The organism is Nocardioides sp. Kera G14 (genome assembly GCF_020715565.1).
In the GTDB taxonomy this organism is placed as follows: Bacteria; Actinomycetota; Actinomycetes; order Propionibacteriales; family Nocardioidaceae; genus Nocardioides.
Window position 1 is genome coordinate 513,831 of sequence record NZ_CP085839.1, and the last position, 21,692, is coordinate 535,522.

Annotated in this window: 20 protein-coding genes and 1 riboswitch; of the genes, 11 read left to right on the forward strand and 9 right to left on the reverse strand. The window is 69.9% G+C overall.

The window, feature by feature from the left end; translation table 11 throughout:
- Nucleotides 1–33 precede the first annotated feature (33 nt).
- The 6 genes from otsB (at nt 34) to LH076_RS02635 (ending at nt 7,472) form a co-directional block, all read left to right on the forward strand.
- Nucleotides 34–867 (forward strand): trehalose-phosphatase, encoded by an 834-nt coding sequence (otsB, locus tag LH076_RS02610; RefSeq protein ID WP_227782449.1) that lies wholly within the window; start codon nt 34–36, stop codon nt 865–867.
- A 17-nt stretch (nt 868–884) separates the two neighbouring features.
- A riboswitch (SAM riboswitch) is annotated at nt 885–1,014 on the forward strand.
- 11 nt (nt 1,015–1,025) lie between these two features.
- On the forward strand, nt 1,026–2,273 hold the full coding sequence (gene thrC, locus LH076_RS02615) for a threonine synthase (RefSeq protein ID WP_227782450.1): 1,248 nt from the start codon (nt 1,026–1,028) through the stop codon (nt 2,271–2,273).
- Between the two features lie 153 nt (nt 2,274–2,426).
- Entirely contained in the window at nt 2,427–3,275 is an 849-nt protein-coding gene (locus LH076_RS02620; RefSeq protein WP_227782451.1) for an SGNH/GDSL hydrolase family protein, read from the forward strand.
- Nucleotides 3,276–3,408: 133 nt separating this feature from the next.
- Entirely contained in the window at nt 3,409–5,046 is a 1,638-nt protein-coding gene (groL, locus tag LH076_RS02625) for a chaperonin GroEL (protein ID WP_227782452.1), read from the forward strand.
- Between the two features lie 82 nt (nt 5,047–5,128).
- The gene (locus LH076_RS02630; RefSeq protein WP_227782453.1) at nt 5,129–6,895 is read left to right on the forward strand and encodes a DUF2207 domain-containing protein; all 1,767 of its coding nucleotides are present in this window, start codon (nt 5,129–5,131) and stop codon (nt 6,893–6,895) included.
- 16 nt (nt 6,896–6,911) lie between these two features.
- Entirely contained in the window at nt 6,912–7,472 is a 561-nt protein-coding gene (locus LH076_RS02635) for a LemA family protein (RefSeq protein ID WP_227782454.1), read from the forward strand.
- A gap of 15 nt (nt 7,473–7,487) precedes the next feature.
- On the opposite strand, the gene LH076_RS02640 is transcribed toward LH076_RS02635, so the two are convergent.
- On the reverse strand, nt 7,488–8,207 hold the full coding sequence (locus LH076_RS02640; protein ID WP_227782455.1) for a GntR family transcriptional regulator: 720 nt from the start codon (nt 8,205–8,207) through the stop codon (nt 7,488–7,490).
- A 72-nt stretch (nt 8,208–8,279) separates the two neighbouring features.
- Between LH076_RS02640 and LH076_RS02645 the strand changes: the two genes are divergently transcribed.
- Nucleotides 8,280–8,900, forward strand: coding sequence for an alpha-ketoglutarate-dependent dioxygenase AlkB (locus LH076_RS02645; protein ID WP_227782456.1), 621 nt, complete (start codon nt 8,280–8,282; stop codon nt 8,898–8,900).
- On the opposite strand, the gene LH076_RS02650 is transcribed toward LH076_RS02645, so the two are convergent.
- The 5 genes from LH076_RS02650 to LH076_RS02670 all read right to left on the reverse strand — a co-directional run bounded on the left by LH076_RS02650 (nt 8,868) and on the right by LH076_RS02670 (nt 14,068).
- On the reverse strand, nt 8,868–10,130 hold the full coding sequence (locus LH076_RS02650; protein WP_227782457.1) for an MFS transporter: 1,263 nt from the start codon (nt 10,128–10,130) through the stop codon (nt 8,868–8,870). The genes LH076_RS02645 and LH076_RS02650 overlap by 33 nt on opposite strands.
- 31 nt (nt 10,131–10,161) lie before the next feature.
- Nucleotides 10,162–10,740 carry a hypothetical protein gene (locus LH076_RS02655; protein WP_227782458.1) on the reverse strand — a complete coding sequence of 193 codons (579 nt, stop codon included), beginning with the start codon at nt 10,738–10,740 and terminating at the stop codon, nt 10,162–10,164.
- Between the two features lie 64 nt (nt 10,741–10,804).
- Nucleotides 10,805–12,010 (reverse strand): phosphoglycerate dehydrogenase, encoded by a 1,206-nt coding sequence (gene serA / locus LH076_RS02660; protein WP_227782459.1) that lies wholly within the window; start codon nt 12,008–12,010, stop codon nt 10,805–10,807.
- Nucleotides 12,011–12,147: 137 nt separating this feature from the next.
- Complete coding sequence (locus LH076_RS02665) at nt 12,148–13,329, reverse strand: RtcB family protein (RefSeq protein WP_227782460.1); 1,182 nt, start codon at nt 13,327–13,329, stop codon at nt 12,148–12,150.
- A 460-nt stretch (nt 13,330–13,789) separates the two neighbouring features.
- On the reverse strand, nt 13,790–14,068 hold the full coding sequence (locus LH076_RS02670) for a hypothetical protein (RefSeq protein WP_227782461.1): 279 nt from the start codon (nt 14,066–14,068) through the stop codon (nt 13,790–13,792).
- A 40-nt stretch (nt 14,069–14,108) separates the two neighbouring features.
- On the opposite strand from LH076_RS02670, the gene LH076_RS02675 reads away from it, so the two are divergent.
- Entirely contained in the window at nt 14,109–14,381 is a 273-nt protein-coding gene (locus tag LH076_RS02675; RefSeq protein ID WP_227782462.1) for a hypothetical protein, read from the forward strand.
- On the opposite strand, the gene LH076_RS02680 is transcribed toward LH076_RS02675, so the two are convergent.
- Nucleotides 14,382–16,109, reverse strand: coding sequence for a DNA repair helicase XPB (locus LH076_RS02680; RefSeq protein ID WP_227782463.1), 1,728 nt, complete (start codon nt 16,107–16,109; stop codon nt 14,382–14,384). It lies immediately after the preceding gene.
- Nucleotides 16,110–16,140: 31 nt separating this feature from the next.
- On the opposite strand from LH076_RS02680, the gene LH076_RS02685 reads away from it, so the two are divergent.
- Nucleotides 16,141–16,584: a cysteine dioxygenase gene (locus LH076_RS02685; protein WP_227782464.1), complete on the forward strand. Its 444-nt coding sequence runs from the start codon at nt 16,141–16,143 to the stop codon at nt 16,582–16,584.
- Nucleotides 16,585–16,641: 57 nt separating this feature from the next.
- Here the strand turns inward: LH076_RS02685 and LH076_RS02690 are convergent, their stop codons facing one another.
- Nucleotides 16,642–18,624: a helicase-associated domain-containing protein gene (locus LH076_RS02690; protein ID WP_227782465.1), complete on the reverse strand. Its 1,983-nt coding sequence runs from the start codon at nt 18,622–18,624 to the stop codon at nt 16,642–16,644.
- 41 nt (nt 18,625–18,665) lie between these two features.
- Between LH076_RS02690 and LH076_RS16925 the strand changes: the two genes are divergently transcribed.
- Nucleotides 18,666–20,141: an FHA domain-containing protein gene (locus tag LH076_RS16925; protein ID WP_265333830.1), complete on the forward strand. Its 1,476-nt coding sequence runs from the start codon at nt 18,666–18,668 to the stop codon at nt 20,139–20,141.
- A gap of 102 nt (nt 20,142–20,243) precedes the next feature.
- Here the strand turns inward: LH076_RS16925 and lepB are convergent, their stop codons facing one another.
- Entirely contained in the window at nt 20,244–20,963 is a 720-nt protein-coding gene (gene lepB, locus LH076_RS02700; protein ID WP_227782466.1) for a signal peptidase I, read from the reverse strand.
- Nucleotides 20,964–21,015: 52 nt separating this feature from the next.
- On the opposite strand from lepB, the gene LH076_RS02705 reads away from it, so the two are divergent.
- Entirely contained in the window at nt 21,016–21,627 is a 612-nt protein-coding gene (locus LH076_RS02705) for an HAD family hydrolase (protein ID WP_227782467.1), read from the forward strand.
- The last annotated feature ends 65 nt before the right edge of the window (nt 21,628–21,692 follow it).

A 21,692-nucleotide genomic window follows, 5' to 3' on the forward strand; every position in this document is an offset into this window, starting at 1 on the left:
GCTCATGCTGCTGAATGTGGTTCGCTGGCAGACATGCGATGGGTCTCTGACGAGGGTGAACAGCGCTACGCCGCACTTCTGCAGGTGGCCCCGGACACGCTCGTGGCCCTCGACTTCGACGGCACCCTGTCCCCGATCGTCGACGATCCCGCCAAGGCGCGGATCCACCCCGACGCCGCCGACGTCCTGGTCGCACTCGCCTCCAAGGTCGCCGCGATCGCCGTCGTCACCGGCCGCCCGGCCCGCCAGGTCCTCGACCTCGGCGGCCTCGAGGAGGTCGCCGACCGGATGGCCGGCACCGGTGCCGAGCTGCGCGTCTTCGGGCAGTACGGCGCCGAGCGCTGGTCCTCCAGCCACCGTGTCGTCAGCAGTCCTCGACCGCCCGCCGGGCTGGCCACCTTCGAGCGTGACCTTCCGCGCCTGCTGCGTCAGGCCGATGCCGCGGACGCCTGGATCGAGGACAAGGGACTGGCGGTCGCCGTACACACGCGACGGCTGGACGACGCGGAGGCGGCCTTCGAGCGGCTGCTCCCGATCCTCACCGCCGCCGCCGAGTCGCACGACCTCGAGGTCGAGCCCGGCCGCTTGGTCGTCGAGATCCGCGGGGGCGGCACCGACAAGGGCATCGTCGTCGACCGACTGATCACCTCCCTGCCCGCCAAGGGCGTGCTCTTCGCCGGGGACGACCTCGGCGACCTGGAGGCATTCCAGACCATCAAGGCCTGGGCCGGGGAGGGGCTGGCCACGCTCCTCGTCTGCTCGGGTTCGGAGGAGCAATCAGCCCTCGTGCCACTGGCCGATGTCGTCGTGCCCGGGCCCGACGGTGTGCTCGAACTCCTGAGTCGGGTGGCGAGCGACCTCTCCTGACGGCTACAGTTGGCGTCAGCTCATCGAGAGGGACTGAGGGAACGGCCCAGTGAAGTCCCGGCAACCGACCAGCGTTCTCCTCCCCAGGGGTGCTGGAGCAGGTGCTAATTCCGGCCTGGTGCGACAGTCGTCCAGGGAAGATGAGGAGGAGGTTTCTCATGAGCACTGGTCCCCGCAAGGGTGCATTCGGCAACGCGGTGGCGCTGTCCTGTCGTGAGTGCGGTCACCGGACCGATCTCGGCCCCTTCTACGCGTGCCCGGACTGCTTCGGGCCGCTCGAGGTCGCCTACGACTTCCCGGCGATCAGCCGCGAGGAGATCGAGGCCGGCCCGGCCAACATCTGGCGCTACAAGGCGCTGCTGCCGGTGCCCGACGACATCGAGCAGAGCCCGAACACCGAGCCCGGCTTCACCCGGCTGATCGAGGCGAAGAACCTCGGCGCCGAGCTGGGCATCGCGAAGCTCTGGGTCAAGGACGACTCGACCAACCCGACGAACTCCTTCAAGGACCGCGTCGTCGCCTGCGCCCTGTCGGCGGCCGTCGAGCTCGGCTCGAAGGTCTTCGCCTGCCCCTCGACCGGCAACCTCGCCAACGCCGTCGCCGCCGCGGGTGCCCGCGCGGGCATCCCGACCGCCGTCTTCATCCCCTCGAACCTGGAGAAGCCGAAGCAGGTCAACTCCGCGATCTTCACCGACCGCCTGGTCGCCGTCGAGGGCAACTACGACGACGTCAACAAGCTCGCCCAGGAGATCGCCGCCGAGGAGGAGGGTTGGGCGTTCGTCAACGTCAACGTCCGTCCGTTCTACGCCGAGGGCTCCAAGACCCTGGGCTACGAGATCGCCGAGCAGCTCGGCTGGCGCCTGCCCGACCAGGTCGTCATCCCGGTCGCCTCGGGCTCGCAGCTGACCAAGGTGCACAAGTCCTTCCAGGAGCTGATCAAGCTCGGCCTCGTCGAGGCGAAGGACTACAAGATCTTCGGCGCCCAGGCCACCGGCTGCAACCCGGTCGCCACCGCCTTCAAGGCCGGCGTCGACGCCATCCGCCCGGTCAAGCCCGACACCATCGCCAAGTCGCTCGCGATCGGCAACCCGGCTGACGGCATCTACGTCCTCGACATCGCCCGCCAGACCGCCGGCGCCGTCGAGGAGGTCACCGACGAGGAGATCCGCGCCGGCATCATCCTGCTCGCCCGCACCGAGGGTGTCTTCACCGAGACCGCCGGCGGGACCACCGTCGCCGTCACGCGGAAGCTCGTCGAGACCGGCCAGCTCGACCCGACCCTCGAGACCGTCATCATCAACACCGGCCACGGCCTCAAGACCCTCGACGCCGTCGCCGACCAGGTCGGCCCCGCCGCCACCATTGCCCCCAACTACGACGCCTTCGAGGCCGCCAACATCATCTGAGCCAACACCGCTCGACGCTGGCTCGACCAAAGGGTCACCGTGACGGTTCGCGCTGTGGGTGACGCTTCGCAACGGTCACTCACAGCGCAAAGGGTCACCGTGACACTTTGGGGAGTTCGCCGCTGATTCACCCGCGCCGGGTAGACAGGTGACGTGGACCGGAACGTGAAGATGCTGGCCGGCGCGGGGGCGACGGCGGCACTCGTCGGGGGAGTGGCCGTGCTCGGTGCGGCCGGGTTCATGCAGCTGCTCAAGAAGCAGGCCGCCCACGCCCGCGAGATCATCGGCAAGCCGCTCGGTGAGGTCGCGCTGGATGCGGACAAGGTCTATCGCCGCCGCTACACCGCGATGGGCGAGCCGCTCGACCTCCTGATCGTCGGGGACTCGATCGCCGCCGGCCTCGGAGCCACGCGACCCAAGGGCACCCTGGGCGCACGACTGGCCAAGGAGCTCGGCGACCAGCTCGAGCGCCCGGTGCGACTGCGGACGGTCGCCAAGGTCGGCGCGGAGACGTGGATGCTCCCCGAGCAGCAGCTCGCCACCCTCGAGGACGACTACGCCCCCGACGTCGCCGTGGTCATCGTCGGAGGCAACGACGTCACCCATCGGATCCCGCTCAGCGAGTCGACCCGCGACCTCGTGGCGGTGATCGACTCGCTGCGCTCCCGCGGTGCCGCGGTGGTGGTCGGCACCTGCCCCGACCTCGGCGCCCTGCGTCCGCTGCCGGATCCTCTGCGCAGCCTCGCCGCTCGGGCCTCCCGCCAGTTGGCTGCCGCCCAGCGTGAGGCCGCGCTCGAGGCAGGTGCGCACGTCGTCTCGCTCGCCCACGTCGTCGGGCCGTTCTTCGTGACGAATCCCGACGACATGTTCGCGATCGACCAGTTTCACCCGAGTGAGCTCGGCTACCGACGTACGGCAGAGGCCCTGATCCCGTCCGTCCTCGCGGCTCTCGGTGAGCGCGACACGCTCCCCTTCGGCCACGCCGCCCCGGCGACCACCTGAGCGACCGGACCAACCATCTTTCTTGCACTCTCGGGGGTCGAGTGCTAAACATGAAGCTGGCACTCTCGACAGGAGAGTGACAACCAAGAACTTCCACAGTTCCACTCACGACGTACGAAGGAAGCCATAGAGCATGCCTAAGTTGATTGCCTTCAACGAGGAGGCCCGCCGTGGCCTCGAGCGGGGTATGAACACCCTCGCTGACGCCGTCAAGGTCACCCTCGGCCCGAAGGGCCGCAACGTCGTCCTCGAGAAGAAGTGGGGCGCCCCCACGATCACCAACGACGGTGTCTCCATCGCCAAGGAGATCGAGCTCGAGGACCCCTACGAGAAGATCGGCGCCGAGCTGGTCAAGGAGGTCGCGAAGAAGACCGACGACGTCGCCGGCGACGGTACGACGACCGCGACCGTCCTCGCCCAGGCACTCGTCCGCGAGGGCCTGCGCAACGTGGCCGCCGGCGCCAACCCGATGGGTCTGAAGAAGGGCATCGAGAAGGCCGTCGACGCCATCTCCGCCCAGCTCCTCTCCAACGCCAAGGAGATCGAGACCAAGGAGGAGATCGCCGCCACCGCGTCCATCTCCGCCGCTGACACCACGGTCGGCGAGCTCATCGCCGAGGCCATGGACAAGGTCGGCAAGGAGGGCGTGATCACGGTCGAGGAGTCCAACACCTTCGGCCTCGACCTCGAGCTCACCGAGGGCATGCGCTTCGACAAGGGCTACATCTCGGCCTACTTCGTCACCGACCCCGAGCGCATGGAGGCGGTCCTCGAGGACCCCTACATCCTGATCGCCAACCAGAAGATCAGCTCCGTCAAGGACGTCCTGCCGCTGCTCGAGAAGGTCATCCAGTCCGGCAAGCCGCTGGTCATCATCGCCGAGGACACCGACGGCGAGGCCCTCTCCACGCTGGTCGTCAACAAGATCAAGGGCACCTTCAAGTCCGTCGCCGTCAAGGCCCCGGGCTTCGGTGACCGCCGCAAGGCCATGCTCCAGGACATCGCGATCCTCACCGGTGGCCAGGTCATCTCCGAGGAGGTCGGCCTCAAGCTCGACACCGCCGACCTGAGCCTCCTCGGCCAGGCCCGCAAGGTCGTCATCACCAAGGACGAGACCACCATCGTCGAGGGCGCGGGCGACCAGGCCCAGATCGAGGGCCGGGTCAACCAGATCCGCGCCGAGATCGACAAGTCGGACTCCGACTACGACCGCGAGAAGCTCCAGGAGCGCCTCGCCAAGCTGGCCGGCGGCGTGGCCGTCATCAAGGTCGGCGCGGCGACCGAGGTCGAGCTCAAGGAGCGCAAGCACCGCATCGAGGACGCCGTCCGCAACGCCAAGGCTGCTGTCGAGGAGGGCATCCTCCCCGGTGGTGGTGTCGCGCTCGTCCAGGCCGGCGCGGCCGTCTTCGAGAAGCTCGAGGCCGACCTGACCGGCGACGAGGCCACCGGTGCCGCGATCGTCAAGGCCGGCATCTCCGCCCCGCTCAAGCAGATCGCGATCAACGCCGGTCTCGAGGGTGGCGTCGTGGCCGAGAAGGTCGCCTCGCTTCCGTCGGGCCAGGGCCTCAACGCCGCCACCGGCGAGTACGTCGACCTGCTGGCCGAGGGCATCATCGACCCGGCCAAGGTCACGCGCTCCGCGCTGCAGAACGCCGCCTCCATCGCGGCGCTCTTCCTCACCACCGAGGCTGTCGTCGCCGACAAGCCGGAGAAGGCTGGCGCTGCCATGCCGGGTGGCGACATGGGCGGCATGGGCGGTATGGACTTCTGACGAGGTCCCACGCACCACACACGAAGGGTCTGGTCCGAAAGGATCAGGCCCTTCGGCCATTTCCTCCCCTAGAGTCGCGGGCGTGAACCGCTTCGTCGTCTACGTCGTCGGCGTGCTCGTGATGCTCGGTCTGTTGGCCGCACCGGCGCTGATCTTCGACATCGCGCCGAGCGCGGACGAGACCTTCGAGCCGACGTCGATCAGCCGCTACGACGCGAGCTTCACCGTCGATCGGGACGGCGACCTGAGCGCCGTGGAGTCCATCGACGTGGACTTCCCCAGTGGTGACAGGCACGGCATCTTCCGCTTCTTCGACCGCTACGACCCGAACGCACCGCACGCCCGACGTACGCCTGAGGACATCTCGGTCAGCCGCGACGGTGCCGCGGAGCCCTACTCCGAGGAGAGTCAGGGACGCGGGCGCTACACCGTCCTCCAGATCGGCGATGCCGGCACCACGCTGGACAGAGGGACGCACCACTACGAGATCCGCTACACGATCCCCGGCGTCCTGCTGAAGGACGAGGCCGGCGGCAGCAGCTTCTACTGGAACGTCGTGCCCGGCGGCTGGCAGCAGGCGATGACGAACGTCGACGTCACCGTGAAGCTGCCCGTGAACGCAGCCACCTCCGTCCGCTGCGGTGTCGGTCAGGGCAGTGCCACCGTCCCCTGTACGCCGACCGGCACCGGCACGCGCGAGCTGGGCATCCACCTCGACTCCCTGCCGGCCAGGACGCCGGTCACCCTGCTCACCCACCTCGACCTGAAGACGCCCGCCGAGGGCGGCCATCTGCCGTGGACCATGCGCTGGGACCACGTCCTCGGCACGCAGCTCTGGCTCACGATCCTCGTTCTGATCCTCGGTGTGGCCGGCGCCCTTCTGGGCGCTCGGCTCGGTGCACGGGCGCGGGAGAAGGAGCCACCCTTCCCGCTGGTCTACGCGCCGCCCCCGGGACTCAACCCGGCCCAGGGCGCCTACCTCCTGCGCGAGACCATTCCCCGGCACGCCTTCGTCGCCACCCTCCTCGACGGCGCCCAGCGCGGCGTCCTCACGCTGGACCGCAGCGAGGACTCGTGGAGCGTGGCTCCCGTCGCGGCGGACGACCCCTCCGACCTTGCGCTCACGACGGCGCACCGGCTGGCCGGCGGCCACGGCACCTTCACCGCGAGCAAGCGTGACGTCACCGCCGGCCAGAAGCTGCAGAGCGAGATGAAGTCGTTCAAGTCGGCGGTGAAGCTCTACGCGATCGAGCAGGGACACCTCTCCCGGACCGGCTTCGCGGGCGTCGGCGGTCTCCTCGTGCTCGGCGGCCTCGCGCTCATGCTGGCCAACCTGATCTGGAACCCGTTCGGGATGACGATCCTCGGCATCATCCCGGGCGCCTTCGCCATCTTCGGCTTCTCGATGGCTGCGGCCGGTGCCGGCACCAAGCGCACCAAGACGGGCCGTGAGCTCTGGTCACAGCTCGGAGGGTTCCGGCGCGTGCTGTCCACGCCCAGCAGCAAGGACCGCTTCGAGTTCTCCGGCCGTCAGGACCTGTACACCGCCTACATCCCGTGGGCGGTGGCCTTCGACTGTGCCAAGGAGTGGGCGGACAAGTACCGCACCGAGGTCGGGTCCGAGCCGCCGGTGCCGACGTACTTCGGCGGGTACTACGCCGGTGCCGTACTCGCCCACGGCGGCGACGTCACCTCCGACCTGGTCCGCGACTTCGACAGCACGGTCAACAGCGCGATCGCGTCCTACACGGCCACCCAGACCTCCTCGTCGTCCGGAGGCGGCGGCTTCGGCGGCGGTGGCTTCAGCGGTGGCGGCGGTGGCGGCGGTGGTGGCGGCGGCTCCTGGTGAGTGACAGGATGCGGCCATGCTGATCGGGATCATCGTCCTCGTCGTGGTCGTCGCCCTCGTCCTCTTCGGGGTCGTGGGGTTCAACAGGCTGCGCTCCACCGACGTCAGCGCCCAGGAGGCGCTGGGTGGGATCGACGTCCAGCTCACCCGTCGCGCCGACCTGATCCCGAACCTCGTCGAGACCGTCAAGGGCTACGCCGCGCACGAGAAGGAGGTCCTCGAGGAGGTCACCCGCGCTCGGGCGGGCGTCCAGGCCGCCGCCGCAGGCACCGACGTCCCGGCCAAGGCCGCCGCCGACGCCCAGCTGCAGGGCGCGCTCGGCAGGCTCAACGTCGCCGTCGAGGCGTACCCCGACCTCAAGGCCAACCAGAACTTCCTCGACCTGCAGAAGCAGCTGGCCGAGACCGAGAACCAGATCGCCTTCGCGCGCACCTACTACAACGACGCTGTCTCGACGCTCAACAAGCTCGTCGTCACGATCCCGTGGATGTTCTTCACCGGCCTCGCCAAGGTCGGCAAGCGCGACTTCTACAAGGCCCCCGAGGGCCAGCAGACCGCACCGACCGTCAGCTTCTGACCGGATGCCGCCGCTCTAGTCGGTGGTGCCGAGCTGGAGGCGCAGCTGGAACCGGTCCGTCCGCCACGCGGCGCGGCTGACCTCGACGATCACCTCACCGGCGAAGGCTCGGCGCTGACCACGGACGACCAACGCCTCGCGCGGGACCTCGAGCAGCGCGGCCTCATCGAGCACCGACGGGCCGACGTTGATGATGTCCTCGGCCCAGGTGGGACGCAGGCCGCGTGCTCCGAGCTCGTCGTAGAGGCTGGCCGGCAGCGGCGAGTGCAGGAAGCCGGGCAGCAGGATCTCGTTGAGCCAGGCGTCGACGACACAGGTCGGTGCGCCGTCGACGGTGCGGAGCCGGCGCCAGTAGATGACCGCGTCACCCTCGGAGATGCCGAGCGCCTTGGCCACGGACTCCGAGGCCGCCTCGCGGCGGGAGACCAGTGTCTGTGAGTCGGCGACCTTGCCCCGGCGGACGGCGTCGTCGGTGAAGGAGAGGACGGGCGTGGCGCGGCGTCGCGGACGTGCGACGAAGGTGCCGCGGCCGGGGATCCGCTCGAGCAGCCCTTCGACGACGAGGGCGTCGAGGGCCTGGCGGACCGTCATGCGGGCGACGCCGAAGCGGTGGACCAGTTCGCGCTCGGACGGGGCGGGTGTGCCGGGCTCCTCCTGAGCGACGAGACCGCGGACGTACTCGCGGATGGTCTCGTGCTTCAGCGAGCGCACGCGGGGCGCCAGCACCTGGTCCATAGTTCGAGGATAGGTGGGGCCATGGTCCCGTGTCCGCGGAATCAATTCGAAAGTATGTTCTACTCTGGGCGTATGGACTTCCAGGGTTCACTCTTCGCCACCGCCGGTCTGGACTCCGACGGGTTCGACATGGCGGGCCTGGCCCGCACTCCGCTCCGGGGTGGGGCGTGGGTGGACGTGGCGAGCGGCTGGCTGCCGGATGCGGACGACGTCTTCCGTGCGCTGATCGATCGGGTGCCCTGGCGCGCTGAGCAGCGCCAGATGTATGACCGGGTCGTCGACGTACCGCGGCTGCTGCACACCTACATGGCGGGGGAGTCGCTGCCGCACACGGTGCTTCGGCACGCGCGCGAGGCGCTGAGCGACCACTACGAGGCGGAGCTGGGGGAGCGCTTCCGGACGGCGGGCTGTTGCTACTACCGCGACGGCCGTGACTCGGTGGCGTGGCACGGCGACACGATCGGGCGTGGCCGCACCAGCGACACCATGGTGGCGATCGTCTCGCTCGGCGACCCGCGTCGGTTGGCCCTGCGACCCCGGGGTGGCGGCGACTCGATCTCCTTCGAGATGGGTCACGGCGACCTGCTCGTCATGGGCGGGTCGTGCCAGCGGACGTGGGAGCACGCGGTGCCCAAGGTGGCCCATGCCGGGCCACGGCTCTCAGTGCAGTTCCGCCCGCGAGACGTCTTCTGAGGGACCCGCAAGGGGGTCGGGCGCCAGGAGCAGCGGCGTCTCCTCCTCCACGACGACCTCCCGAGCGGCGAAACTCCTCGAGACCACGAGGGCGAGTACGGCGACGGCGAGCCCGCCCAGGCCGGCGAACCCGAATCCGGCGGCCCAGCCACCCTGGTCCAGTGCGATGCCGATCAGCGGGGCGCCGGCGGCCGAGCCGAAGGTGAGGGCCGAGCCGTGCCAACCCATCACCTCGCCGCGGATGCTCGCCGGCACCAGCCGTGAGAGCGCGTCGACGGTGGCGGTGATGGTCGGTGCACAGAAGGCGCCCGAGAGCGTGAGGAGGACGACGAACGACCACTGGTGCGGCGCCAGTGCGACGAGTGCGGTCGACCCGGCCAGCAGGATGAGCAGGGCGGCGGCGCTGGGCGGGCGCTTCATCGCGCCGTAGACGAGGCCGCCGACCCCGGAGCCTGCTCCCCACAGGGCCAGCACCCAGCCGATGTCGGTCGGGCGGCCCCAGTGCCGCAGGGCGGCGACGGTGGAGAGGTCCTCCGCCGCGAGGATGACCGTGCAGATCATCGTCATCGCGAGCACGGCGCACGCAGTGGGCGACAGCCAGGCGCGCACCGGCACGTGGCCGGCCGAGAGGTCGGAGTGGACGCTGTTGAGCGGCGGGTTGGCGACCCAGAGGGCTGCGGCACCGGCGACGACGGCCAACTGGCAGATCATCAGCGCGACCGGGGTCGGCAGCCACGTGGCGGCGAAGACGCCGAGGACGGGGCCGATCAGGAAGCTCACCTCGACCGCCACTGAGTCGATCGAGAGCGCTGTGGTGCGCTGCTCGTCCGGCACGTGGCTGATCAGCACCTGACGGATGATCGGGAAGCTCGGGACGGTGAAGAGCGCGCTGAGGCCGGCCAGCAGCGCGAGCGGCCAGTAACCGACCCAAGGTGCGAGGCACCAGACCAACCCACCGACGACGAGCGAGGGGGTCAGCGCCGTACGCAGTCCCTTGCGGTCGAGCATCCGCCCGCGCCACGGACCGCTGATCGCGAGGCAACCGGAGACGACCATGCCGACCAGCCCGGCCTCGGCGTAGGAGCGGCCCAGGTGGGTGACGACGTGGAGCGTCAGGACGATGTTGGCAGCCCAGAGCGGGATCCGGATGACCAGCCCGAGGAGGACCGTGCGCCGGATGATCGGCTCCTTGAGCACCTCGGCGTACGTCGCGAATCCCACTCGTGACATTGTCCGGTGACGAATCGATCCAGTCGAATCGTTATCGACCTTGGAGCTGGGCGAGCTCATCGGCCAGATTGGTGCGTGCCGCGGCCTCCCAGACCGCCCGTCCGTGGGCGGTGTGGAAGATCGTCGGACGGTCGAGCAGCTTCTCGATCAGGTGGGTGCGGCCCTCGGTGAACTCGGCATCCTCGAGGTGCCCGAACTCGGCGCGCACCGACGCGACGTAGTCCCCGTAGCGACTGGCGCTGTCGGCGAGGATCGCGAGGTCGGCGTCGCAGAGGGCGGCGCCGTTCTTGTCGCCGGCCTCGGGCTGGTGGGTCTCGGTGAGCAGCACCAGCCGGGCGACCTCCTCCACCGTCTCCTCGGAGACGTGGTCGGGAAGGGCCTCGCGCGCCCACGCCGCGGCGCGCTCCTCGGAGTCCCGCTCGCCGTCGTAGACGCTGTCGTGGAACCACGCCGCCAGCGTCACCGGCTCCGGGTCGAACGGTGTGCCCTCGCTGGCGAGCTCGACGAGGTGCTCGAGCACCTCGCGCAGGTGGCGGATGCCGTGGAAGCGACGGTCGGGGGCGGCGTACGCCGTCAGCAGCTCGTCGCGAAGTGGGTCAGCGTCGGCCAAGGGCCAATGTTGAGGCAACTCCATGGGGAGAGACTCAACCTCACGCGGAGTAGTGGCGCAACACTCAGCTGCTGTAGTGGCGGAGCCACAGTGTGTGCGGCGACTCCTCCAGCTTCGCCAGCGCGCCCTCGCTGAGCTCGACGGACAGGTCGGTGACGACGTACCCCTGCTCGCCGCGGGTGGCGAGGTACTGGCCGGTGACGTTGGCGCCCTCGGTCGCGAGCACGCTGTTGACGTCGGCCAGGACGCCCGGGACGTTGACGTGCAGGAAGCCGACGCGACTGCCCTCGGACAGTGCCGGCGGCTGGACGGCGGGGAGGTTGACGCTGAGGGCGGTGGAGCCCTCGAGCTGGAAGTTCTTGAGCTTGTTGGCGACGAAGTGGCCGATCTCCTCCTGGGCCTCCTGCGTCGAGCCGCCGACGTGAGGCGTGAGGATGACGTTGTCGAGGCCGCGCAGCGGGCTCTCGAACTCGTCACCCTGGGCCTTGGGCTCGATCGGGAAGACGTCCAGCGCGGCGCCGGCGATGTGGCCGCTCAGGATGTGCTCGCGGAGCGCGGCGGTGTCGACGACCATGCCGCGGGCGGCGTTGATGAAGAGGCTGCGCGGCTTCATCAGGCGGAACTGCTCGTCGCCGAAGATGCCGGCGTTGCCCGGGCGGCCGTCCACGTGCAGGGACACGACGTCGGCCTCGGCGAGGAGCGCCTCGAGGCTCGGCATCCGACGGGCATTGCCGTGGGCGAGGCGGTCGGCGACGTCGTAGAAGATGACGTGGAGGCCCATCGCCTCGGCGAGGTTCGAGAGCTGGGTGCCGATGTTGCCGTAGCCGACGATGCCGAGCGTGCGGCCGCGGACCTCGTGGGAGCCCTTGGCGGACTTGTCCCAGATGCCGGCGTGCATCTTCTGGGTCTTCTCCGGCAGGCGGCGGGCGAGGCTGATGATCTCGGCGATCACGAGCTCGACGACGCTGCGGGTGTTGGAGAACGGCGCGTTGAAGACGGCGATGCCCCTGTTCGCCGCGGCGGTGAGGTCGACCTGGTTGGTGCCGATGCAGAAGCAGCCGACCGCACGCAGGTCCGTGGCGGAGTCGAAGACCTTCTCGGTCAGGTGCGTGTTGGAGCGGATGCCCAGCAGGGTCACGCCGGGCAGGTTGGCGATCAGCTCGTCCTCGGACATGGACGCGCTCTTGAGCTCCACCTCGAAGCCCGCACGCTCGAGCGTCTCGACCGCGAGGGGGTGGATGTTCTCCAGGAGCAGCGCCTTCTCAGCCATGCCGCAATTCTAGTGACGTGGCTGAGAAGGCACCGCATCCATCTCACCGCCCCCGGTCAGTCGCCCGACCGGCCCTTCGGGCCGTGGGCTCCTTCGCTCGGCGCAAGCACACGCGCACGCCCGGCGCTTGGCCTCGCTCAGTCGCCCTTGACGTTCACGATCTGCCGGAGGGTGTGGCGGATCTCGACGAGGTCACGTGCGTCGGCCATGACCTGGTCGATGTCCTTGTACGCAGCCGGGATCTCGTCGATGAAGGCGTCGGTGTCGCGGTACTCGATGCCGACCATCGCCTTCCTGAGGTCCTCGGTCGAGAACTGCCGTCGGGCGGCGGAGCGGCTGAAGCTGCGCCCGGCACCGTGGGGTGCGGAGTTGAGCGCCAGCCGGTTGCCGAGCCCGCTGACGACGTACGACGCCGTCCCCATGCTCCCCGGGATCAGGCCCGCGCGCCCCGACTCCGCGTTGATCGCGCCCTTGCGGGAGAGCCACACCTGCTTGCCCCAGTGGGTCTCCTGCTCCGTGTAGTTGTGGTGGCAGTTGATCTCCTCGAGCCGCTGCACCTCGTCGGCCGACGAGAGGCCCACCCACTCGGCGAACTGCCGCACGACGCGGTCCATCATCTCCTCGCGGTTGAGCAGGGCGTAGTGCTGTGCCCAGCGCATCTCGCGGATGTAGGCGTCGAACTCGTCCGTGCCCTCGACGAGGTAGGCGAGGTCCCGGTCGGGCAGCTGGATCCACTGCTTCTTGCAGAGGTCGGCGGCGACACGGATGTGCCGCTGCGCGATCTTGTTGCCGACACCCCGCGAGCCGGAGTGGAGGAAGAGCCAGACCTGGTCGAGCTCGTCGACCGTCACCTCGATGAAGTGGTTGCCCGAGCCGAGCGTGCCGAGCTGGAGCTCCCACGCCTTGGCGTAGGAGGCCGGGTCGAAGCCCGCCTGCTCCGCCATCCGGGTGAGCTCGGCCAGGCGCTGCTCGGTGTGGGCACGGCTGACCTTGCGGTTGGCGGCACCGGCGCTCAGCGGGATCGCGCGCTCGATCGCCTCGCGCAGCGGTCGCCGGTCCCGCGGCAGCTCGCCGGCGGCGTACTGCGTGCGGACCGCGATCATGCCGCAACCGATGTCGACGCCGACCGCCGCCGGGATGATCGCGCCGAGGGTCGGGATGACCGACCCCACCGTTGCGCCCAGCCCTAGGTGGGCGTCCGGCATCAGCGCCACGTGCGGGAAGACGAACGGCATGGTCGCCGTCGTCAGTGCCTGCGCGCGGGTCTTGTCCTCGAGGATCGAAGCCCAGTTCATGAGCTTCGGTGTGATCTTCTCCATCGTGGTGTCCTCTGGTCTGTCCTTTCGTCATCTCTGCAGGTGCTGAGAGGTGTGCCCGCTCTGGGCACGAGGAACGACGCTAGGGAACGGAAATCCTGTTGTACGACGGCTTTTCGGTGTGTCTAGCAGAGCCCATCAGGCACGAGCTGGGCCATCGGCTCTCCCCAGCCCGTGCGCCAGTCACGTGTGTCCACAGCTGTGCCCTCCGCGTGGCCGAAGTAGGGGTGCGCGGTCTGAGTCTCGAGGCTCGATCTCATCTAGGAGCCGCCATGCTGCCCAACGCCCCCTCCGTCCCGCGTCTCGACCCGTTTGTGTCCGGCCCTCGCTGCTCGTGTCTCCACGGCGGCTCCGCGGGGCGTCAATGCGGATCCCCGGCTCACAAACTGGCCTCCGGGAGCGTGGAGCTTCCCGGCGGCCACGCCCTTGAGTTCGTGGGGTTCGTATGCGTGCCATGCGCAGGTCACTGGAACCGAGCCGCCGGCCGGCGGAGCGCGATCGCGCGGGCTTGACCCTTTCGCTGCGGGCAAGGAAACTTGTGAGCAAAGAAAGGGAAGTCATCGTGGTGGGCTCGGCACACCGCCACGGGATCGTCGACGAAGACATCCTGCATGCGGTCGAGAACGCGATCGTTGTCAGCCAGCTTGAGGAGGGCTTGGAGATGCGGATTGGGCCTGATCGTGCTGGCAATCTGATTGAGGTCGGCTTGGTCCGGAGGTGGAGGACAATCGTCGCGGTTCACGCCATGCGACCTGCCCGACGAAAGTTCTTGAGGTGATCCTGTGGTCCGGAATCTCGATCAGCTGATTGCCATCCAGGACGAGCTGGCTGACTACTTCGAGTCGTTGGGAGAAGACGGTGCCGAAGATCCGGTCCTGTCGGCTCGTGCCCGATTGGTACTGGCGGCGGGCAAGCGGTCGGAGGTCGAGGCGGAGTTACTCGATCGCGTCGTGGCCGCTCGCGGCGCGGGCATGACCTGGAAGGACATCGGTCAGGTGCTGGGCACCAGTGGCGAGGCTGCACGCCAGCGCTACGGGAACCGCGTCGCCTCCTGATCAGGCGTCGAGCGCCTTGTCGATGTCGTCCGAGTCGATGATCCGGTAGGCGTAGCCCTGCTCGGCGAGGAAGCGCTGGCGGTTCTGGGCGAAGTCGGCGTCGACGGTGTCCCGCGACACGACGGTGTAGAAGTGCGCGACCTTGCGAGAGCCGTCGGGCAGGGGAGGGCCGGGGCGGAGCAGGCGGCCGAGGCGCTGGGCCTCCTCCTGGCGTGAGCCGTAGGAGCCGGACACCTGGATCGCCACCTCCGCAGAAGGCAGATCGATGGAGAAGTTCGCGACCTTCGAGACGACGAGCAGTCCGAGCTCGCCCGAGCGGAAGGCGTCGTACAGGCGCTGCCTCTCCTTCACCGGCGTCTCACCCGAGATGACCGGGGCGTCGAGCGCCTCCGAGAGCTCGTGCAGCTGCTCGAGGTACTGGCCGATGATCAGCGTCGGCTGTCCCTTGTGCTTGGTCACGAGTGACTGAACCACGTCGATCTTGTGGTGCGTACAGGACGCGAGGCGATAGCGCTCCTCCGGCTCGGCCGTGGCGTAGATCATCCGCTCGGCCGAGGGCAGGGTCACGCGGACCTCGACGCAGTCGGCCGGCGCGATGTAGCCCTGCGACTCGATGTCCTTCCACGGGGCGTCGTACCGCTTGGGGCCGATGAGGGAGAAGACGTCGCCCTCGCGGCCGTCCTCACGCACGAGCGTCGCGGTGAGGCCGATGCGGCGGCGGGCCTGCAGGTCGGCGGTCATCCGGAAGATCGGCGCGGGCAGCAGATGCACCTCGTCGTAGACGATGAGACCCCAGTCTCGGGCGTCGAGCAGCTCGAGGTGCGGGTAGACGCCCTTCCGCTTGAGCGTGAGCACCTGGTAGGTCGCGATCGTGACGGGGCGGATCTCCTTGCTGGTGCCGGAGTACTCGCCGATCTCGTCCTCGGTGAGGGAGGTCCGCTTGACGAGCTCGTCCTTCCACTGGCGCGCCGAGACGGCGTTGGTGACGAGGATGAGTGTCGTCGCCTTCGCGTGCGCCATCGCTGCGGCACCGACCAGCGTCTTGCCGGCCCCGCACGGCAGTACGACGACACCCGACCCGCCGTGCCAGAAGGACTCGGCCGCCTCGGACTGATACGGCCTGAGCTCCCACCCGGACTGGTCGAGCTCGATCGGATGGGCTTCGCCGTCGACGTACCCGGCGTAGTCCTCGGCCGGCCAGCCGAGCTTCAGCAGGGCCTGCTTGAGGTTGCCGCGCTCCGAGCCGTGCACGACGATCGCGGCCTCGGCGTCGGGCACCTCGTCATCGACGCGGGCGCCCAGCATGCCGGCAACCTTCTTGGAGCGGACGACCTCGGTGAAGACGGCGGCGTCGGTGGAGGCCAGCACGAGGCCGTGGGTCGGGTGCTTCTCCAGCCTGAGGCGGCCGTAGCGCGCCATCGTCTCGGCGATGTCGACGAGCAGTGCGTGCGGCACGGCGTAACGACTGTGGGAGAGGAGTGCGTCGATGACCTGCTCGGCGTCGTGGCCGGCCGCGCGGGCATTCCAGAGCCCGAGCGGCGTGAGGCGATAGGTGTGAATGTGCTCCGGCGAGCGCTCCAGCTCGGCGAACGGGGCGATGGCCTTGCGCGCCTCGCCTGCCGCCGGATGGTCCACCTCGAGCAGCAGGGTCTTGTCCGACTGCACGATCAGGGGTCCATCCACGAGGGGCAATCCTACGAGTGGGCTGGCTGCGGACGCGTATTGCATAAAGTCGAGTTACTTACTCTAGTATTCAGTCATGACCGCCCTGACCGTGCTCCCGCTGCTCGAGGCCCTCCGTGACTACTCGCGCGACCCGGCCCTCCTCCATCTGCTCGAGGCCCCCTCGGACGGACGCGACGTCCTCCTGCTCCAGCGCGCCGACGACCTCGAGGTCTGGCTCATCACGTGGGCGCCCGGCGCCGACACCGGCTACCACGACCACGGCACCGCGACGGGTGCCTACACCGTGCTGTCGGGCGCCCTGGTGGAGTACGACGTCGACGGCGGCCTCCAGCTCGCCGACCTCACGCCGGGTGACGCCCGGGCCTACGCCGCCGGGCACGTCCACAACGTGCGCAACGCCGGTCCGCTGCCGGCGCTCTCGCTCCACGCCTACTCGCCGCGGCTGGATGCGATGAACCACTACGACTACCGCGGAAACCGCCTCGTGCTCACCTCGGCGGAGCCCGGTCGCGCCTGAACACCCCGGGATGCGAGTGCCTGACCCCGCCCTGAGGGAGTGAGGCGCGCTCACCACTCAGAGGGCGCGCACGTCGCGGATGCGGTGGATCGCGAACATCCGGTCCTCGGCGGAGCGCTGGTCCTCGGCGAGCAGCTGACCCTCCCGGATCGCGCGCGGTGCGACGACGCGGTCGGAGAGGGTGCCGTGGTTGTCGACGTACGTCAGGACGACGGACTGCGCCGAGTCGATGGCGTCGCGCAGCTCGGCCAGCGCATCGGCAGGTGAGAGCGGCCCGTCCCGACGAGGGCGGGAGGCGGCTGCGGCGTCGCCGGCACGGATGGCGGCGACCACGCCGGGGACGCGGGCGGCCTCGCGGGCCACGGCGACGGCCGCTCCGCTGCGTCGGCTGCGAGGGAGGCGGGCGCGGTGGGCGTCGGGGCGCGCGATGTGCACCGATCCGTCAGCCGCCTCGACGACGGGTGCGGCGCCGAGCTCGCGGAGCCGGGGGAGGAGGATGTCGATCGGCGTCGTCGAGATGAGGACGGTCGGCGCGATCCGCCGCAGGCCCAGCGTGGAGGCCTTCGGGTGGTGCATCAGCTCCGCGAGCGCGTGTTCGTCGTCGGCACGCAGGAAGGCCTCGGCATGACCCACCCGGATCGAGCCGTAGGTGCGTGCCGTGTCGTCGACGAGATAGGTCAGCGGCTGCGGCACCGGTGTGCGCGAGACGGTCGCGAGGAAGGCGTGGATCTCCGCCGCCGTCCAGCCTGCGTCCAGTCCGCCGCGCACGCTCGCCGTCGTGAACCGGTAGACGGTCGCCCCGCCCCGTGACTCCACCTCCGCCACCAGGGCGAGCTGCCGCGCGAGCGTCGGCTCGAGTGGCCCCGGGGCCACCGCCGTCAGGTCCGCCTGGAGCAGCACGTGGTCGACGGGCGCCGGCAACAGCTCGGCCAGCACCGCCGTCGCGCCCTCGGTCTCGCCGGCCACCAGCCTCCGGCCGTACGTCGACAGCCCGTCCAGTCCGGTCACCCCGAGGAACCCCGCCTCGGTCACCGCCCACAGCACCTGGCTCTCCCGCGCCCGCGACCGCCGCGGGCGTAGCCACCCGAGGCGCGCGACCAGCGCCGGCACGCCGGTGGTGGCGGCCAGCACCTCCCCTGCGGGCAGCTCGGCGAGCGACGCAAGCACCATGCGGCGGGTCTCAGCGAGGTCGGGTGAGACGAGCTCGGCGACGAGCGCATTGACGGGCTTGCCGGCTGAGTCACGACCCCCGACGAGGCCGGGAGCGCGCTCGAGGTCGAGCCACGCGCGGGCCATCACGAGCCAGCGCTCGGCGGTCGGTCGGGCGCTCCATGCGTCGAACGCGTCGGTCGGCATCCAGGACGGGTTGCCGTCCTCGTCCGCGGCGGTCGCGGCGAGTCCGGCCGCCACGGCGACCTCAGCCAGAAGTGCGGCCTGTTGCTCGTCCACCTGGACCCGGGCGGCGAGCGCCTTGAGCTCACGCACACCGAGCCCGCCGGTGCGCAGCGCGGTGGCCGGCCGTGTGCCCCACGTGTCGAGGAGCAGCTCTAGTCGGCGTACGGCCTCGAAGGCGGCGCCTGCGGCAGCACGGTCGACGAGCTGCGATGAGCGCGCAGAGGTGGGAAGGCCCGGCGGCTCGGGGGAGGTGGAGGTCGGGAAGCTCCCCGGCGCGAGCGCCTCGCTCACGCCGCTCGCCACCCGCAGGCCAGCCGAGGAGCTCCACACGAGCGCACGTTCCAGCAACAGTGACAGGGCGGCAGAGACCGCTTCGCCGCGTGCCTCGAGCGAGGTCCGAAGCACGGGCTGGGAGGTCATCACGGCACCGACCAGCGCGAGCTCGAAGTGGGTGAGACCGTCCAGCGCCCGGCTCACACTCGCCCTGGTCGAGGCGCGGGCGGCCAGCTGGGCGGAGTCCTGCGGAGCAGGGCTGGCCAGGTCTGGGCGCGCGTGCAGCAGCCGTCCCATCTGCTCGTCGTCCCACGAGCGGAGCTGGTCGGCGAGGGAGCGGAAGCCCTCGCCTGCCTCCATCTGACCGCTCATCCCTCCAACGGTAGTGGAGGGTGGTGTGGTGGGATGTGCCTGTGACTGAACGGACCCTCTCCTATCGACCGGGTGGCTGGCTGGGGATCGTGGGCGTGAACGCGACGGTGTTGCTGCCCGGGACCGAGAAGGCCCGCGCCGGCGCGCTGTGGCCGCTCGTCGACGACGGTGCCGGCTTCGACGCCGTGCTTGACGCCCTGGTGGCGGGCGGCCTCTCGTCGTTGCCCGGCTTCGTCCTCCTCGCGGACAGCGGTGACTCCGTCCGCGTCCTCGTGCGCGGCGGCGCCACCGCCACCTTCGACACCGCCGAGGGTCCTGTGGTCGTCTCGGCCGACCCCGGCTCGATGTGGAGCGAGCGCACGCTCGCCGCCAGCGCCTACGCCATCTCCCTGCCCGACGAACCCGCGGACGGCACCCCGCTCGCGGTGAGTGAGGGTCTCGTCCGCCTCGGCGCCCTGCGGACACCGAGCCGCGGCTCGCGCCTGGCCTCGGTCGTCCAGCTCGCACCGCTTGCCGACCCGGCTGGATCCGCAGAGCTGCCCGCCGCGGACGTCGACTTCCTGGCAGACGAGCCGGCCGTCATCCCTGCGCCGCCCACGACGCCCCCGCCGCCCGTACCTCCGGTGGCCGCGCCGCTCGGCCTCGCGCCCGACGCCTCCTCGGACGACGACCTGGCCGACCTCGTCGACGAGTCCGACCCGTCAGACGAGGAGGAGGCCGGTGACGACGAGGCCGACGAGCTCGACGACCTCGCCGAGGACGACGAGCTCCTCGAGTCGGAGCAGGGCGACTTCGGTGACGCGCCGACCGAGGTGCACGACGCCCTCTTCGGTGAGTACGTCGACGACGAGGCGTCTGCCAGCGGCGAGGCCGACGCCCTGAGCTCGAGTGACCCCGCCGACGCTGATGTGAGCGACACCGACCTCGAGGGTGACGAGGATGCGGCCACCGACGACATCCCGGTGATCGACGACGTGGACCCGCTTGGCGCCCCGCCGTCATGGACGCCCGACGTACCCCCGCTCCCGCCCGTCCCGGCCGGGCCGCCGACCGGCCTTCCCGTCACGCCGCCGAGCCTGCCGGCGCCGCCGGCAGGCCCGCCGAGCACGCCTCCGGCTGCGGTCGTCGACGAGGAGCCCACCGAGGCGCTCGCGCCGATGACGCCGGCGGCACCAGCTCCTCATCTCTCGTTCTCCAGCGGCGCCGAGGTCGACGTCGACGGTCTCGTCGTCATCGGCCGTCGGCCCGACGCGGGTCGCTTCCCGCCGGAGGACCAGCCGCTGCTCGTCGCCGTCCCGAGCCCGCACTCGGAGATCTCCTCGACGCACCTCGAGGTCAGGCCCGGCACCGGCGACAGGGCCGGCCGAGCGGTCGTGACGGATCTCGGCTCGACCAACGGCACCCTCGTCGTGCAGCCGGGTCACAAGCCCGAGGAGCTCCGCGCAGGCGTTCCCGTCACGCTCGAGAGTGGCGCGCTCATCGATCTGGGCGACGGCCTCACCATCCGCGTCCGCTGACGACCCTGGCACGCACGCTCGCGGCGTTGCTCGTCGGTCGACGGCCAAACCCGGGCCGCCTTCCCTCCGGCGCCTTGCGATCGCACGCACCAGAGCCGTCAGCTACTTCGTGGCCGGAGCGACGTCGGCGAAGACGTCGGGGCGGTGCTCGATGCTGAACCGCCCGAAGGGCCAGACGAGCGCGATCACGCGCCCGACGACGAGCTTCTCGTCGACGAAGGCGCTCGACGGATCACAGGGCGTGTCACCACCGGACTGACAGAGGTGGAAGGAGCTGTCGGCCGAGTCGTCACGGTTGTCGCCCATCACGAAGAGCTTCCCCTTGGGCACGACGGCCTTCCATCCCGGCACACAGCCGGGGCCCTGCGGGCCGTCACAGGTCTGCTGCGGGTCGATGAACTCGTCCTCGTCCAGAGGCGTCCCGTTGACGGAGATCCGGCCCTGCTTGTCACAGCAGACGACGGTGTCACCCGGCACGCCGATGACGCGCTTCACGAGGTGGCCGCCACTGGGGTAGAGCCCGATCTTCTCGAGGCCCTTGGAGACGGCGCTGGTGGGGCCGGCGTTCTCGGCCTCGTTGAGCCAGCCACCCGGGTCGCCGAAGACGACGATGTCGCCGCGCTTCGGGCTGCTGAACCAGTACGACGGCTTCTCGACGAGGATCCGGTCGTTGATCTGGAGGCCCGGCTCCATCGAGCCCGAGGGGATGTAGAACGCCTGCACCAGGAACGTCTTGACCGCGATGGCGAGGACGACCGCCACGACCAGCAGGATGACGGTCTCGCGGAAGACCTTCCAGGAACTGCGCTCGTCTGTGGCCACGTGCGGACCCTATCGGCACGACGGTTGGCACCTGCGCACTACTCTCGGAGCCATGTCAAGGCAGCTCACCGTCGGGTTCGACCTCGACATGACGCTGATCGACACCGCTCCGGGCTTCGCCGATGTGCTGCGTGCACTGGGCGGTGAGATCGGCGTGGAGCTCCCCGCCGAGCAGCTCGTCGAGAAGCTCGGACCGCCCATTGACGTGATGCTGGCGCCGTACATCCCCGAGGCCGATCTCCCCCAGGTCACCGACCGCTTCCGCGCCCTCTACCCGGCCCACGCGATCATCAACGTGCCGGCCCTGCCGGGTGCCCACGAGGCGATGGCCGCGGTCCGCGAGCACGGCGGACGCGTCATCGTCGTGACCGGCAAGTTCAAGCCCAACGCGCAGCTCCACGTGGACCACCTCGGCTTCGAGGTCGACCACCTCGAGGGCTGGGTCTGGGGTGTCGGCAAGGCCGAGATCCTCAGGGCCGAGGGCGCGAGCGTGTACGTCGGCGACCACATCCACGACGTCGAGGGAGCGCTCGCCGCCGGGGTCACCAGTGTCAGCGTCCTCACCGGGGGATGCACCCGCGAGGAGCTCCTCGACGCCGGCACGCATGTCGTGTTGGAGTCCCTGCGAGAATTCCCCGCGTGGCTTGAGGACCATCTCCGCTAGGCTTTTCGGGCCTCATCAACGCAGGCAACTCGACGTACATCCCCAGCGACGCAAGCAAGAAGAGG

Bases quoted from the DNA above. Each gene is read 5' to 3' on its own strand.
- LH076_RS02650 (WP_227782457.1), bottom strand. From the start codon at position 10,130: ATGTCACGAGTGGGATTCGCGACGTACGCCGAGGTGCTCAAGGAGCCG.
- LH076_RS02705 (WP_227782467.1), top strand. From the start codon at position 21,016: ATGTCAAGGCAGCTCACCGTCGGGTTCGACCTCGACATGACGCTGATC.
- otsB (WP_227782449.1), top strand. From the start codon at position 34: ATGCGATGGGTCTCTGACGAGGGTGAACAGCGCTACGCCGCACTTCTG.
- LH076_RS02635 (WP_227782454.1), top strand. From the start codon at position 6,912: ATGCTGATCGGGATCATCGTCCTCGTCGTGGTCGTCGCCCTCGTCCTC.
- LH076_RS02645 (WP_227782456.1), top strand. From the start codon at position 8,280: ATGGACTTCCAGGGTTCACTCTTCGCCACCGCCGGTCTGGACTCCGAC.
- thrC (WP_227782450.1), top strand. From the start codon at position 1,026: ATGAGCACTGGTCCCCGCAAGGGTGCATTCGGCAACGCGGTGGCGCTG.
- serA (WP_227782459.1), bottom strand. From the start codon at position 12,010: ATGGCTGAGAAGGCGCTGCTCCTGGAGAACATCCACCCCCTCGCGGTC.
- LH076_RS02640 (WP_227782455.1), bottom strand. From the start codon at position 8,207: ATGGACCAGGTGCTGGCGCCCCGCGTGCGCTCGCTGAAGCACGAGACC.
- LH076_RS02690 (WP_227782465.1), bottom strand. From the start codon at position 18,624: ATGAGCGGTCAGATGGAGGCAGGCGAGGGCTTCCGCTCCCTCGCCGAC.
- LH076_RS02680 (WP_227782463.1), bottom strand. From the start codon at position 16,109: ATGCAATACGCGTCCGCAGCCAGCCCACTCGTAGGATTGCCCCTCGTG.
- LH076_RS02665 (WP_227782460.1), bottom strand. From the start codon at position 13,329: ATGGAGAAGATCACACCGAAGCTCATGAACTGGGCTTCGATCCTCGAG.
- LH076_RS02685 (WP_227782464.1), top strand. From the start codon at position 16,141: ATGACCGCCCTGACCGTGCTCCCGCTGCTCGAGGCCCTCCGTGACTAC.
- groL (WP_227782452.1), top strand. From the start codon at position 3,409: ATGCCTAAGTTGATTGCCTTCAACGAGGAGGCCCGCCGTGGCCTCGAG.